Below are 15,138 nucleotides of genomic sequence, written 5' to 3' on the forward strand. Positions count from 1 at the left end.
TGTCTTTTGACATAAAAAACTCCTCTGTATGCTTTTTTGAACCCTAGGCCTAGCCTAGGGTTTTCATTTCCACAATAAAAACACAGATTATTGACTCAAAATCAGTAATCTGTGTTGTTTTTTACCCACTTTTAATAATAGATTGCTTTAAGTGTAGAACTACATATGTAAACCCTGGGGGGCGAATAACGTCATAATCGCTATTCCTTAAAGGGAGGTACTTGCCCTCAGAATTTTTATAAAAAATTTTTTACTATATAGAGATTTCCAATGAATAATACTAATATCTTATATAAAACAGAGGTTATAGTAGATCGTATAAAGAAAATTCTTCAAAAAAAATAATAATAATAAATCTAACCCATATAAAAACAAAAATCCACCTCCCGAAGAAAATGGTCTTTTTTAAAATCCAGTACGAAACGGCGGGGCTTTCGGGAACACCACCGTAAAGTGCTGTAATAGCAGTGTTGATAAGGATTTTTGACTCTATCCAAAAACATTAACTACGACGTACATATTTTATTGATCTTTAAACCAATCTAGACAAGACTGACAAAACTCGCTATTACTCTCCCAGTCCTCATTGTAATAATTTTCACAACTGTTTACTGAATGCCTATAACCACAACTTAAACACATCCCTACCTTAGCAATCGATTCTCGTAATCATATTATATTCTTCAATAATCTTTATCGTATCGTTAGCTACTTGGCTACCGATAGATGCATATAATTTTTTATCGCCAATTACATAAAACTCTTCTTTTGCCCTTGTAGCTGCAACATTCATAATATTCGGATCTGATACAGCCCATGATGCTGCGCCTTTACTTTCGTGATCAGCCCCGAGTACTAAGTAAACAATTTTCGCTTCTTTTCCTTGGAATGTGTGTACTGTCCCGATATTCGTTACTTTCCCTTCGTCACGAATCGTAAAATTAATTTGATCTAATAATTTTATTAACTGGTACGCTACATTTTTAAATGGTGAAATGACGTAAATGTCTTTTGCTAATTCAGGATTGTCCGTGATTTTATTTAAAATTAGATCTTTTAAAGTAATGCCTTGTTGTCGCACATATTTATCATCTGCTTTTCCATCAACATTAATCCATAACGAGTTCCCTTTTGCCTCTAATTCATTTTTCCCCTGAACCATTAGCCCGTTGTATGAAATCGTGTTAGCAATCGTAAACATCGGCTCATTACACCTTCTATGAACCCAAAGTGGTATACCTACCCACTCATCTTCACTTTTATAAAAACCAAATTGGCTAGCATCATCGGTTAAGGTTTGTGTAGAGACCTCAGCAGAAACATATTTTTCATTCACCTTATAATGTCTACCAATTAAGGTTAATATACTCGAGTCTAACGTTAATACGGGCTTTATTTGAGATGGGTCACCAACAACCATTACTTTATTACTTCTGAAAAATCCACCAACGCTTGCTTGTGGCAATGCTTGTCCCGCTTCATCAACAAACAAATAGCCAAGACTACGCTCTGCTACAAAATTAAACATTTTTCCAAAGCTTGCAAAAGTCGTACTTACAACTGGAACAGCGAAATTAATCCAATTCCATGCTTCGGAAATAATTTGCTGGCCATTTTCCTTTGCAATATGTTCACCTTGGTTATTCCAAATGATAGAGGCAGCTTTTAGATTTTTTACATTCTCATATAAAAATTGCTTTCTTACTTTTAGCGCTAGAATGAATAACTTCGACTGTAAGATTCGGAATTCTTTAGTAAACCAAGGATTTGATTTTTGTAAATCTTCGTAGCTTAAAGAGAAATCTATGCTTTTAATGTTTTGGGAAGAAAGCTCTCGTTTTAATTGATCTATCTCTTTTTTCAATTTAGCTATTTTGCTTTGATAAAGTTTCAACCATTTATTAAATTCCTCTTGTTGCTTTTCGATATTGCCTTTTAATTGCTGAATTGAATTTGTTTTTTCATCTATTATTAAATCCATTTTTTGCTTTTGCGTTAAGAGATCGTTTTTCTGAGTAGCCAGCTTTTGTAATTCATCATTCGCTATAGTCAAATTGTTAAAATATTTTTCAACTTTCGATTTAAAAAATATTTTTTGTAACCATAATAAGCTCGGCTTTTGAGTAAGAATTATCTCATAATTCCTTTCAGCCTGCATGCGACTTAAAGCTAACTGCTCTATTTGATTTTTTATGTTAGAACGTTTTACAGTGCAATCATTTAATTCCATCTGGAGCGACTGAATATCACTGTTCGTTCTGTCTACATAGTCATCTAAATTCTTTTGCTTTTTTTGCAGCTTCAGCTGATGTTCAATTTCCATTTCTTTTAATTTCGGTTCAAGCTTTTGTAGACGATAAACCTTTTCGCTAAGCCTTTGCATCTCTTCTCGTTCGTTTTTCAACTTATTATAGGCTTCTATAAATTCGGTATACACCTGTGGGCTAGCTACATAATTTTCATTTAAATCTGCTACGATTGAATCTATTGTTAACAATAATTTCTCAATATTTGCTGCTTTTCCGCCCTCTAAAGAAAAAGCTCCCCAATTATCGTAGCTTACTTTAGTCATTTTAATATTAAACTTATTATCGTCAAATTTTCTTTCCAGCTGACAATTCGAAATATAAGTGAAATAATCTACTTTTTTAAGATCCTCTATGAATTCATTACTTATTTCTTTAAACTTAGGTATTTCATTCACAATGTTTTGAACAGCCCCATTGTTAGAGCTTGCTACGACTATATTTTTTTCAGCAATTGAATGTGATAAAACGTCAAATTTCGCTTGCTTCCAATAAATAAGTATTGGTTCAAATTTTTTATTAGATTTAAATGCAATTTCAGCTGCTTGTTGAACAATTAAATCGGCAAAAATGTCCTTTAAAAGCGTCGTTTTTCCCGTGCCAGGTGGGCCATTGACACTTAATACATTATTCCCAGCGTTTAAAGCTAAATTTACAGCTACTTGTTGCATAAATGAAAGTGCGAAATCAGAATTGCTTGGGAATCGCCCTAAAGGATAATACTTAGGTTGCAAAACTTCTTCGAAAATGGTTGGATTAAATCGATCTGAGTGCTTGTAGCTATTTAAATCTTTTCTAGCCCCACTAAAGCCTTTTATATAGCGGTTTAAATTATCGTTATTCAATGACTTTGCTTTATTTAAATCTGCGATAAAAAATGAATGCAAATTAACATCACCATTTTCTATATCAGTTAAAAACTTATAACGAAAGTTTTCGGGTGTTATTTTATAGTGATAAAACAATTCATTGAATACCTTATGAAAATCCCCTTGAAATTTTCGGCTTAATTTTTCTTTAAACTCATTTTCAAACGTCCTAAAATTGTCTGGCAAATACCCTTTGTTTCGAATGAAACCACTCATTGTTAAAAATAATTTATCGCCAATGAAATTTAACTCATTATCAAAGTGAAGTGCAATCGTAAACTTATCCGATCTGCTTATTTCCTCATATGTACTAGGAATACCATATTGTTTTCTTAAAATATCGATTACTTCTTGGAAATCGAATATCCCAAAGTACATAACGATACCCGCCTTTTGAAAGCTTCTCTCTGACATCCTATTTACGATTTTTTGATTTTGAAGGTACTCCCAATAAAATTGTTTCCAATCATACTGTTGTTTATATAATTGCTGATACGTTCTATCCTTTTTATTGATTGAGCCTTCCGATAATTGCTCAATTGTAATCCAAGAATCTAGTACATTTTTATAATGATTCATTCCTTCACCTACTTTTTTATTATAAAAAATCCATCCAAGACTCTTCTTACTATGAATATTCCCCTAATTTTGTTAATTACAGATAATATACGTTACTATGTAAAATTCTTGCTTATTGTAGCTGTGTCACTCACTAGAACAATTAATATTTTGAAACATACTGCATTTAATTTGGCAACTTAAATTTCTTTAATAGTAGCTGCAGCAATAACACTGGAAGTTTTGCTTCGACACACGATTTAAAATTGGCTCACGTGCTTCTTCAGGCACCGAAGCAAACTGCTCTGCTTTTTGCTAATACTTCTTCTTTTGTACTTTCTAATACACAGTCAAAACGATGTAATACCGCTAATGGTAAAACAATTTTACCGTAGTCCTCTGGCTTATATGGTCCACGTAAAATTTCTGTGATTGATTATATGAAGCTTACTTTATCTTGAAAGTTAATCATTAATTATTACCTTATTTTAAATTTTTTTCGAAACTACTTCTCGTGGAGCTAGGTGGAGCAATTTTGAGCTTTTTTATAGTTCATAATAACTTCACTATAACTACTGCGATTTTATCGCTTCTTATTGGCGCCCGTACCCTTTTTAGTCGTTCGCAAACTAAAGCGACATTACATACAATTATAAGTGCTAGAACAATAAAACATAACACTAAAAAATAACATAATTAATAGTAATTTATTTTGGAAAGTTTTATTTAGATAAATAGATTACAGACCCTTATTTAGCAAGGGTTTAAGCAATTATATACTTCACTTAATTAACGATAAGGAACAGGATTTTAGATGAGAAATTTACAAGCAACTATCACACATACTGCCTCTGTTACAACAGCAGTTGAGCGATATGTGTCAGACGAGCCATATAAAAGAAATGGTCGCCGTAGTAAGAAGGGACATGAATTACATAACTTAGGTGAGCTTGAGCAAGCAGAAGAAAGTAAGCGCACATTTAAAGGTATCATACATGCCAATTACGAGGACACTGAAAAACTTACGTTTTTTATGACTCTTAGTTTTTTTAGACAAAAAGAAGGCACATTCTGTTCGATTTGAACAGAGTGTGCCCTCTTTCCTTGTCTATTTTCTTACTCTTAATCGTTTAGAAGTTTTAATATCCGTTTTAAATTAACCGCAAATATCGTTATTGCACCTTGTATTTCCATACCAAAAAGACCCACTGATTTTGCTGTTTTATAACCATGTGGGTTTTTAATTTCACTATTTTTCGCTTCAATTTTATAACGTTTTTTTGAAAGGGTTTTGAATTCATCCGTTTCTTGAAGACGAATTTGCTCCTTATGTTCCGTAGATTTAACTCTGATAGAGTATGTTTTACTTTTTGCTCCTTCTTTATAGCACCCTTCACGCATCGGACATACTTTACATTTTTCTATATCAAATGAATAGGTTTCTGCTTGATTAGCTGCTTGATTTTTCTTTCCAGTTCGTGCTTTTCGAATAGCCATGTGACCTGCTGGACATACATACATGCCTGCATCTTTACTAAATTCAAACTCTACTTTTCGATGTGAAGTTTCACCGCTAATGTTTGGGTTTAATCTAGAAATCAATTGAAACTCTTCTGCTTGAGCATATTGTAAATTTTCTTTCCCGGAATAAGCTGTATCTCCAATGACAGTATTAACTACCATACCGGTTTCTTTACTTTTCTTTACTAATTCTTTAAGGTAATGTCCGTCACTTTTTTCACCCGTTGTCACAATCGCTTTTGTTATCTTTTAGACTTTTTCAGTAACCTCAAAAATCCTTGGCAGTTTGCAATTTCATCGTCCTTACATTCTCTTAGTTATCGCTTTAGCATACTCAATATTTCTGCTGCGATGATATCCGGCTGATACTGGTGAATGGAATCGTTTGCCTCTTTCACAACGATCTGTTTTCCCGATGAGGACCATGTAGCTAATTCAATCTGACTTTCTAGCCAATCCTCCTTGATTTCCCCAAAGCTGTCTGCAGTTAAAACCGTTAATGGGACTTTTAAACTTTGATTCTCTGATACTTTTTCCGCGTTATTGAGAATTTGCCGCATTTCATCCGTTACGTTTTTATTTCCTGTCTTAATTAATGTGAACGCCTGATCAATTTCCTTCAGTTCAGCAGGAACAAACTCTAGGTTATTGCGTGATTGGAGGAAAAAGTCTTCATTTATCTGATATGTCAGTCTTAATAGGCCAGAAGTACGAAGAAACCCTATCACTTGTGAAAAGACAGTAACTGGCTTTTGTTCGGAATAATACTCTGGATTTCCTCCATCTATTAAAACAATCCCTTTCACCTCGTCTGGATATCTTTGAGCATAACGAATCGTCTCTAAAGACGCGAGGGAGTGCCCCACCAGGATATACGGCGGCTTCTGTCCGGATTCTTGAAGCAATTTACGAGTTTCATCCACGATATTATCAATATCTCGCTCTCGATCCGTCATTTCGCTATATCCATAACCAAATCGCTCAATGACTGCATACTTCGTATCTTTTTCCAACTTTTCGTAAAGCGGAGAGAAATCTGTATACGGACTGGACGTCCCCCAACCTGCATTAAACACAACGGTAGAGTCTCCTTCTCCTCCGGTGTAGATATGCATCTTATTACCATACACCTCATACATCTTCCCAACCGGTGTGTACTTCTTTATATCCTTTGACGCGCTAATTCCTTGATAAGTGAAACCTATAGCAAAAATAATCATTAAGAATACGAAAGCATACTGCACGAATTTTCTCAGTTTCTTCTTCATACGTGATTTCCCCTCTCCCTTTAAATGGTCTGTTATTTTCTATATTGTCATTGTACGAAAATTCAAGCTTAACCAAACCGCACGCTTTCTGAAGACCCGCCGCACAGTTTTTGAGGTACACCGCACACTGATTGGGAACCCACCGCAGAATTTTGCGGTAACCTGGGAGAAGCCATAATTTGAAGAAAAAATAAAGATTCCGTTAAATTCCATTAGATAGTTGCTTTTAACACAAAAAAGTGTTCCAATGACATGATTGGAACACGAAACTCTAAATGATTTATTTCACTTCAACTCTTCCTCTGGAATTAAACCAAGCTTTTTAGCCTTGGCAATAGTATCTACTCTCGTTCGCACCCCAAACTTTTGGTATAAATTCGTGAGGCTATACTCTAATGATCGCTGACTCATGGCTAAAGTGGCGGCGATTTCCCGGGTACTCTTCCCTCTGGATAGCTCTAAAAGGATTCGTTCTTCGTTTGAAGTTAATACAACTTTCTCATTAGAACTGGAACTATCCGAAATAATACCTGGTCTTCTTAATTCTCTTACCAATGAAAGCGGAAGAATGACCTGCTGTCTCAGCGCACTCCTAATCCCTGCAACTAACTCATCCCTCGATGAAGTTTTTGACAAAAATCCAGAAACGCCCGCTTCAACAAGCAAATTAAAATGAGGCTTAATATCAAAACCTGTATAAATTAGTACCGTCAGCTCTGGATTATAAGCAAGTGCTTGCTTTGCTAATTCAAGTCCATTTAGGTGGGGCATGTATAAATCAAAGAGTAATACATCATAATGATTCAGCTTAATCAAATTCATCGCATTTAATGAACTGTTCTCAACCGTAATATTAAAATCCGGTTCTTGTTCCAAAAGCATTTTCGTGCCTTCGATAATTGATAAATGGTCATCTACGATTAAAATATCAACCATTATACAAAGCTCCTTTCTAAATGAATCGGAAATTCCAAAGTGGCTATTAATCCACTATCCTCATTCGAGGTAATCTCCATCTTTCCTCCGAGACTTTGTGCCCTTTGTGTGATACTTGTTAACCGAATATGATCTGATGTGGCACTCTCTCCGATTCCATCATCTCGGTACTGCATCAGTAATAAATCCTTTTCATAATAAAGCTCGAATGTTACTTGAGTGGCTTTCGAGTCTTCTTCCGCATAATGAAGGAATTCCTGAACAATTCGGTAAATTCCAATGGTTTGCTCCTCACTTAACACAATCCCCGAGAGGTCTTCTGAGTTAAAACTAATTCTATAGGTAGATGTTATCTGAATATGCTCAAATAGATTTTCCAGCGAACTTGCCAGTCCTAATTCTCTTAGAAGCGGCGGACGCAGATTATTGCAAGTTACGCGAATTTCATGAATAATATCCAATAATCCTTGTTCAATATCGATTAGCTTCGTCTTTGCCTCTTTTTCAATTTCATATGAATGTAAGAGAGATTCGAGTCTGCGGTATAAATCAATTTGATCCTGCAAAACCGTATCATGTAAATCACTTGATAGCGTCAGTCGCTGCTGCTCTTGGAGATTGAACATCATACGCAGCACCCATTGCGGTGTTTCTTTTCGCTGTGAAGCTGTTTCTAGCTGGTGCATTAAACTTTCAATCATATTTAAATTTTCAAAAACCATCATCGAATAATGAGCGAGCGTTTCCAGCCAAATTGATTCCATCGCTTCATGAATAGCACTTGCTTGGATAGATAGGATATAAGGGCGCTGTTCCCGCTCCCCTATTTTTATAAAAATTCTATTAGAGGCGCTAACCATTTTACCGTCTGATAACTCTGTACCATCCTTAGTTATCTTTTCTGGAAAAGCTTTTACGATCATAGGATTCGATCCTGGAAGAATAGTTACTAACTCTTCTATCATTCGCGCCTCAAGATCCGCTAGTTTCATAACCGAGGTTAAATCATGTGAATAGTTCTTCAGGCTATTTTGCAAGACTTCATGACGTTTCTTGTGATGCTCAAGTTCCATCTCCATTTGTTTTCGTTCAGTATTATCCCTTACCGAAACAACCTGAAGGTAATTCTCTGTATCAGGTAAAGGAGTCGTTTTACATTCGAAATACCGTACTTCTCCATCCTTTTTTACATACCGATATTCAGTGGAATTGCTTTTTTTAGAATCTAGAAGATGTTTATGCCTGTGCATCATAAATTCCTTATCCTCCTGATGTACAGCAACAAAAGCGTCAACACCTTTTAAATCTTCTAAACGATAGCTAGTAAAGTCATATAAATTAGGGGTTGCGTAAATAATATGACGGTTACGATCGACGATTAAAAGTAAATCACTTGTATGATTCAGAACAGTTTGAAAATATTGCTCGTTATCCTTCATAAAAACACCACCCGTGTTTTCTTTCATTACTGTTAGTTTACCTGAAACTAAGACCCTCTGAACCGCAAAAATCTTGCGTGATTGCACTTCATTTATAGGGGGATTGATTCATATTTACCCTCTCTCCTCTTCTTAAGCTGTTTTGCAGCCAATACCTTCCATACTTAAGAATTTCAGCTATTGATTATGTTCTTATCATACGGCTGGATCGCTCATTGAAAACCGCAAATCATCGTTTCCTTCCCGCAAAGATTTTGATGTCTTCTGCTAACATATTGTTGGTACTGCAGAGATAAAAACACTAGATTTCGGACAAAAAAATAAACCACTTGCGGTGGCTTAGTTTTCTTATTTTCTATATTCTTTTAATCTGCTACTCTGCCAGCTTCAAGCATGAATCGGGATCTCCACCCTAACACTTAACCCATTGTCAGGTTGTGAAAAAAACTCAATAGTCCCGTTAAGGCTTTGAACTCTCTCCCTCATCCCCGATAGTCCCATGCTTTTGAATGAAGGAGTCAATTTCTCCGTTGCAAAACCTTTACCGTCATCTGAATAATGAAGATGAAGTTTTTCAGCTTGTCTGTAGAGATGAAAATATAGCTGAGCGGCTTCGGAATGTTTAACGGCATTGTTAAGTAACTCTTGGACAATACGATACATCCCGATTGTTTCTTCCTCAGATAATTCAAGATTATGTGCATGTTCCGTTGTAAACGTAATTTTAAAGGCAGAGGATAATTGAGTATAATCGAAAAGATTTTCTAAAGAACGGATCAGTCCTACTTCTTTTAAAAGTGGCGGCCGCAGCTCATTGCAAGTCATTTTAATTTGATCAATTGTATTCATTAATCCCTGAATAATTCCCTTAAGCTGGTCATCCATTTCATTGCTAAAATGATGTTCCTTTAAAATCGCTTCCAGATTTCTATACAAAGCGATTTGATTCTGTAAAACCGTGTCGTGTAAATCACTGGATAATTCCATTCGTTGTTTCTCTGATAAATTAAACAACAACCTTAATATCCACTGTGGCCTTTCATTTTTTTGAAGGGCTTTCTCCAATTGATTCATTAAATTCTCAATTACATTTAAACTTTCAAATACCATAACCGTGTAGTAAACCAATGTTTCAAACCAAATAGCATCCATTGATTCGCTAATAGAGGATGCCTTAATCGTAAGAATATAAGCCTTCTCCTTATAATCCCCTATTAAAATATGAATCTGCTCGTTGTCATACTGAAGCTTCCCAACGGTTAATTTAGATAAAAAAGAGGATAGCCCTAAAACGGCATCTCCTTCAAAACGTTTAAATTCCCAGTGATAAACGGTCATTTTGGGATCCGAGTTTGGAAGTACGCTTTTCAATTCGATTATCAGCCTATTATTAAGATCCAACACCTTCATTACTGAAGAAAGATCTTGTGAATATCTTTTTAATTTATTTTGAAGTACTTGATAACGTGTTTTTCGATTCTCAAGCTCATGTTCCATATTCTTTCGCGCCGTAATATCCCGAATCGAAACGACAACTAGATTGTCAGGATGATTCTGTACAGGCATAACTCGTGATTCTAAGTACACGGTTCCACCATTCTTATGGAACACCCGATATTCATTTACCATCGGTTCTTTTGTTAAAATCACTTTATTATGGGAGGCAATCATCCTATCTCGATCTTCTGGGTGCAGAAGATCAAATGCATTTTTCCCCATAAAGTCTTCAGTTTCATATCCTAGAATCGCCGCAAGAGAAGGCGTAACATATTTAACTAGTTGATTTTGGTCGACAATGACAAGGATATCGAGGGTATGTTTCATAATTGTTTCAAACTCCCAATTCACATTGCCCGTTTTCTCCAAGCTTCCACCACCCATGGGTAATTTTACCTTTCAAACCCATTTTACAACATGATTAAAAAAGCGGATAGAGGGAAAATCTTTAGGGCCAGGCACTCAAGAGATAAATCTACCTCCATGAACCAGCAGTCATTTTCCATTCTTCCCGATTCACTGTATTTTGCTTTGAATAGAGTTTTTTATAATATCCATTTTGATTCATTAGGTATTGATGATTTCCGCTTTCTACTATTTCTCCGTTTTTCACAACAAATATCTGCGTTGACAATTGTAGAAAGTCTATGCGCAATCATAATAACCGTTTTTCCTTGGCTAAACTGATTGATCGAGACTTGAACAAGCTGTTCGTTTTCATTCTTCTCCACTTTTGATCTATTACTCTCTATCTAAAAAAAGGTCGCAAAGGGACAAATAGAAGAGAAATTCCCCCCAAAAAAATCCCGAACCATTATGGATCGGGATAAGCTAATATCAAAAACTATTCTAAGAAAATTCAGGTGCCAGACGGCTGTAAAAGTCCTCAGCGGCACTGTAGCCTTGTTGTCTGAGGTACCAGTTGTTGGCGGCGGCCTCGATTAGGCCGGCTATATCGCGACCGGGTTGCAGTTGAATTTCCATCGAAGGAATCTTAATACCCATATAATCTGTATAAGCCGGTTCTTGTTCCAAGTCATTGTACAACGCATCTTTTTCCCATTTCGTTAGATTGATTTCTAAGGCAATACGGGTTTCATTTTGAAATGCCTTCTGTCCATAAGAGCGAACAACATTTAACAGTCCAATGCTGCGCAGCGCCAAGAATTCCTTTGTTTTTTCGTCATGTGTTCCTAAAAGGGTTTGGGCACTCAGCTTTTTTAACACTACAATATCATCTGCGACTAATCGATGTCCTCGGCCAATTAACGTATGAGCTGTTTCACTTTTACCAACTCCTGAATCTCCACGAAGCAAAATGCCTATCCCAAATACATTGACACACACTCCATGTACAGCCATTTCAGGTGCTAATTCTTTGACCATATATGCATCGAGTTGCGCTACAAACTCCGTCGTCGCAACAGGTTCTTTCGTCACAAGCAGTGGAATGTTCTCTTTGATACAATGTTCGGTCAGATAGGTTAGTCCATCCTCACCAGCCGTTACAATAAAACATGGTGGATGATATTGAACAATATTTCTAATCCGCATTTTTCGTTCTCTATGACTTAGCTTGTGTAAATAAGTAATTTCCTTTTTCCCTAGAACTTGAATTCGCTCGGTAGGAAAGAAGTCAAAATGACCAACAAATTCCAAACCTGGTCGATGCGCCCCTGGCTGTTTAATTTCGCTCTGTAAATGCTGCTCCCCCACTAATACATTTAAAGAAAATCTACGAGCTACCTGATCAATAGTTAATCGCTTCACTTTTTTATCCCCACATTTTCTCTTAATCTTCTAAATTTAGATTATACTAGAAAAAGTAAAAAATCTCATCTATCATATGGACTCCCCGAAGAATTTTGTTCCACTTCATACATCGGACTTAAAACTTTACATTATTTCGGGCTAGAATAACTAAAATAAAAACTCTTTCTCACTATAGAAAAAGAGCTCAAAAGAAATTCTATTTCAGTACAACATCGTTGCCTTTCTCTCAAGGAGGTTGCTTAGATGTGATGTATTGTTTGAATGAATGTTAAACAGATTCTATCCAGTTGGCAACTTCATTTTATTCATGACTGTTGAGAAGTAATTTCTAACCGTTCCAACTGTGTTACTTCGCTGATTAGAAAGTTCATTGGTAATTTGACCATCGTCCACCAGTTCTGGCACTGGTATTTCCTGTTCGTTATCACTCGAATTATCATCTATTAATTCAGGAGAATAAATTTGCTTTCCGTCCATAATACGGCGAATCGAGCAGACTAATTCCTCGCTTGGACTGTCCTTCAATAAATAACCTCTTACACCCGCTTTTAGTACACGTTTGAAATAACCAGTCCTTGCGAAGGTTGTGAAAATGATGACCTTGCATTCTGTTGACATTAAAACATCTGCTGCCTCAAGTCCGCTCATTTCAGGCATCTCTATATCCATAATACAAACATCGGGCTGCAATTGGCGCACAAGAGTAAGGGCTTCTTCTCCATTCCTGGCCTGACCAACCACTTCCATATCTTCCTCCAAATCGAGCAGGGAGCCTATTACCCCCAACAGCATTTCCTGATCCTCAGCAATGACAATTCGAATCATTTAAGTTTCCCCCCCTATCTGGAAGCTACTATTAAACAGAGACCCTCCATAAATAAAGGAGAGTCAATAGATGGTGAAGTTACAGTTCAGTTTTTACTTGAACGGAAATTTTATTTTTAGCTAAAGCTTTGACGTCCTTAAAACTCACGAAATTCTTATTTTCCTCATCCCATAGACGGAAACGGAGCGACTTCAAACTTGTAGCAAGAGAAATCGTCGGTACGTTTTGTAATGGAGGCGTATTTTTGTGTGCCTCTTCTAGTTTATAGTTAGGAACCCGTGGACTTAAATGATGAACATGGTGAAACCCAATATTTCCGGTTAAGAATTGGATGATTTTTGGAAGCTTATAGAAGGAACTTCCTTCCACAGCTGCTTTCACATATTCCCAATCTTTGTCTTCTTCAAAATAAGAGTCCTCAAAAGTATGCTGTACATAAAACAGCCAAATACCTATTGAACCTGATAGTAAGAAAATAGATCCTTGCACTAGAAGAAATGACTGCCATCCAATTGCCATACAGAGCACTACGATTAAAGCAACGATAAGAACATTCGTCAAATACGTGTTCATACGTTCTTTCTTTCTAGCACCTTTACGGTTAAATCTGTTTTTAAGAGCGAATACATAAATCGGCCCTAATCCGAACATAACGAATGGATTACGGTAAAAACGATAGGCCAAACGAAGTTTAAGTGGTGCTGTTACATATTCCTCCACTGTAAGCGTCCAAATATCTCCTGTACCTCTTTTATCTAAGTTACCACTTGTCGCGTGATGAACAGAATGCTCATGTCCCCATTTATCAAAAGGGAATAACGTTAAAACACCCATAGCTGTCCCAACTATTCGATTGGCACGGCGGTTTCTTAAAAAAGAATGATGCGTGCAATCATGAAATATAATAAAAATTCTTGTCAGAAATCCTGCAGCTAACACAATAGGAACTAATGCTAACCAATAAGAAACGGACAGACTTATATAGGCAAGATACCATAATGTAATAAATGGCACGACTGTATTAATAAGCTGCCATACACTTTCTTTTGTCGTTGATTTTTCAAAAGGAGCCACTTGTTTTCTCAAAGTTTTTGTATTTTGTAAGGTCATTTTATTTAAAATTCCTTCCTTGTTTCTATCGTTATGTCTAATTATAAAGGAAGAAAATTGGAGTTGTTAGTAGTAGGTGTCATGTATGGAGTATGATAAATGTCATATACAAGTTAATAATACGGAAAAACCTAACATTAAAAACCTCCCCCAAATGGAAAGGCTTTGTTCTCACGGGGACATCTCTTCTATTAGTCTCTTTGCAGAGCCCCCAAAATTCCCTCATTCAAATAAATTTAGTTCAGAAAAATAATTAATATAGTAGATATTAAATGCATTTAGAATGAATTCAATATTAAAAGCGCATAAAAGGATTTTAAAATTGAATCTCTTTATGATTGATGATTCGCTTAGAAATGACATCCTAAATTATTTATTAAATCACCCTCAGGATTGGTTCTCTTATATCCTTTACCAACCTCAACGTTCGCACAACCTGCTAAGGAATTTATCCCTTTGATAAAACGCATTTATTCATAAGGAGAAATTACCTGGCATTTGAATTTATTTTTCAACCATCCTATTAAATGGAGGTGAAAACAATGGCAGATATAAATCCTATTGAATATACAGGGAAAGTCCTGGATAAAAGAAATACCCTTACTGGTCCTGACGATTCAGGTAAACGATCCTATCCCGCTCCCCCAAAACATGTATCTATTCAGCAGCCAAATAGTACAAATGAGAAAAGTTAATAAATAATGAGAAAAGTCTGTCGCCACCCTTATAAGCTGGCGACAGGAATTTCCCCTTTATATTTGGCTTGTTTTATACTTTCCTTCCCGTAGCCCCCACCGACTTGTCTGAATTTCCTCGATTGTTATATTCTTCGTCATTTATTCCTTCCGACTGATTTCCTCCGCCTAAATATTGTCCCTCGTGTTTTTTCTGGGTTTTAATAAATTTATCGAAATCAAGGTTCACCATCGTAAGTCCCCCTTAAGTTTTTATTGCTTTCGTAATCTTAAGATACACCTTAAGAACTTTTTTATTCGATGAGGAAATATAAGTACATTAACTTCCTTACATAATTGG

Annotated in this window: 12 protein-coding genes and 2 pseudogenes; 2 read left to right on the forward strand and 12 right to left on the reverse strand. The window is 36.0% G+C overall.

Annotation, left to right across the window (positions count from 1 at the left end; genetic code table 11):
- Positions 1-649: 649 nt before the first annotated feature.
- Entirely contained in the window at positions 650-3,754 is a 3,105-nt protein-coding gene (locus tag D1953_RS11820; RefSeq protein ID WP_119117399.1) for an AAA domain-containing protein, read from the reverse strand.
- A gap of 216 nt (positions 3,755-3,970) precedes the next feature.
- Positions 3,971-4,166 (reverse strand): annotated as a pseudogene (locus D1953_RS22085) (type I restriction-modification system subunit M N-terminal domain-containing protein); the annotation flags it as partial.
- 381 nt (positions 4,167-4,547) lie between these two features.
- On the opposite strand from D1953_RS22085, the gene D1953_RS11830 reads away from it, so the two are divergent.
- Complete coding sequence (locus D1953_RS11830) at positions 4,548-4,817, forward strand: hypothetical protein (protein WP_119117400.1); 270 nt, start codon at positions 4,548-4,550, stop codon at positions 4,815-4,817.
- Between the two features lie 38 nt (positions 4,818-4,855).
- Here D1953_RS11830 and D1953_RS11835 read toward each other — a convergent pair.
- The 9 genes and pseudogenes from D1953_RS11835 to desA form a co-directional block, all read right to left on the reverse strand.
- Positions 4,856-5,500 (reverse strand): annotated as a pseudogene (locus D1953_RS11835) (transposase); the annotation flags it as partial.
- Between the two features lie 71 nt (positions 5,501-5,571).
- Entirely contained in the window at positions 5,572-6,522 is a 951-nt protein-coding gene (locus D1953_RS11840) for an alpha/beta hydrolase (RefSeq protein ID WP_119117402.1), read from the reverse strand.
- Between the two features lie 285 nt (positions 6,523-6,807).
- On the reverse strand, positions 6,808-7,458 hold the full coding sequence (locus D1953_RS11845; protein WP_119117403.1) for a response regulator transcription factor: 651 nt from the start codon (positions 7,456-7,458) through the stop codon (positions 6,808-6,810).
- Positions 7,458-8,897, reverse strand: a complete 1,440-nt coding sequence (locus D1953_RS11850) for a sensor histidine kinase (RefSeq protein WP_119117404.1) — start codon at positions 8,895-8,897, stop codon at positions 7,458-7,460. Before D1953_RS11850 ends, D1953_RS11845 begins: the two co-directional genes overlap by 1 nt.
- Positions 8,898-9,284: 387 nt before the next feature.
- Positions 9,285-10,763: a PAS domain-containing sensor histidine kinase gene (locus tag D1953_RS11855; RefSeq protein ID WP_245980073.1), complete on the reverse strand. Its 1,479-nt coding sequence runs from the start codon at positions 10,761-10,763 to the stop codon at positions 9,285-9,287.
- 176 nt (positions 10,764-10,939) lie between these two features.
- Positions 10,940-11,125, reverse strand: a complete 186-nt coding sequence (locus D1953_RS11860) for a hypothetical protein (RefSeq protein ID WP_245980075.1) — start codon at positions 11,123-11,125, stop codon at positions 10,940-10,942.
- Positions 11,126-11,243: 118 nt separating this feature from the next.
- Complete coding sequence (hprK, locus tag D1953_RS11865) at positions 11,244-12,164, reverse strand: HPr(Ser) kinase/phosphatase (RefSeq protein ID WP_119117406.1); 921 nt, start codon at positions 12,162-12,164, stop codon at positions 11,244-11,246.
- 282 nt (positions 12,165-12,446) lie between these two features.
- Complete coding sequence (locus D1953_RS11870; RefSeq protein WP_119117407.1) at positions 12,447-12,992, reverse strand: response regulator; 546 nt, start codon at positions 12,990-12,992, stop codon at positions 12,447-12,449.
- A gap of 79 nt (positions 12,993-13,071) precedes the next feature.
- A complete protein-coding gene (gene desA / locus D1953_RS11875) occupies positions 13,072-14,103 on the reverse strand; it encodes a Delta(5) desaturase DesA (RefSeq protein WP_119117408.1) in 1,032 nt (343 codons plus the stop codon).
- A 542-nt stretch (positions 14,104-14,645) separates the two neighbouring features.
- On the opposite strand from desA, the gene D1953_RS21260 reads away from it, so the two are divergent.
- Positions 14,646-14,798, forward strand: coding sequence for a hypothetical protein (locus tag D1953_RS21260; protein ID WP_182480586.1), 153 nt, complete (start codon positions 14,646-14,648; stop codon positions 14,796-14,798).
- A 73-nt stretch (positions 14,799-14,871) separates the two neighbouring features.
- Here the strand turns inward: D1953_RS21260 and D1953_RS21265 are convergent, their stop codons facing one another.
- A complete protein-coding gene (locus D1953_RS21265; protein ID WP_182480587.1) occupies positions 14,872-15,030 on the reverse strand; it encodes a hypothetical protein in 159 nt (52 codons plus the stop codon).
- Between the last annotated feature and the right edge of the window lie 108 nt (positions 15,031-15,138).

The sequence above is a fragment of the Peribacillus asahii genome (genome assembly GCF_003570725.1).
Classification (GTDB): Bacteria; Bacillota; Bacilli; order Bacillales; family DSM-1321; genus Peribacillus; species Peribacillus asahii.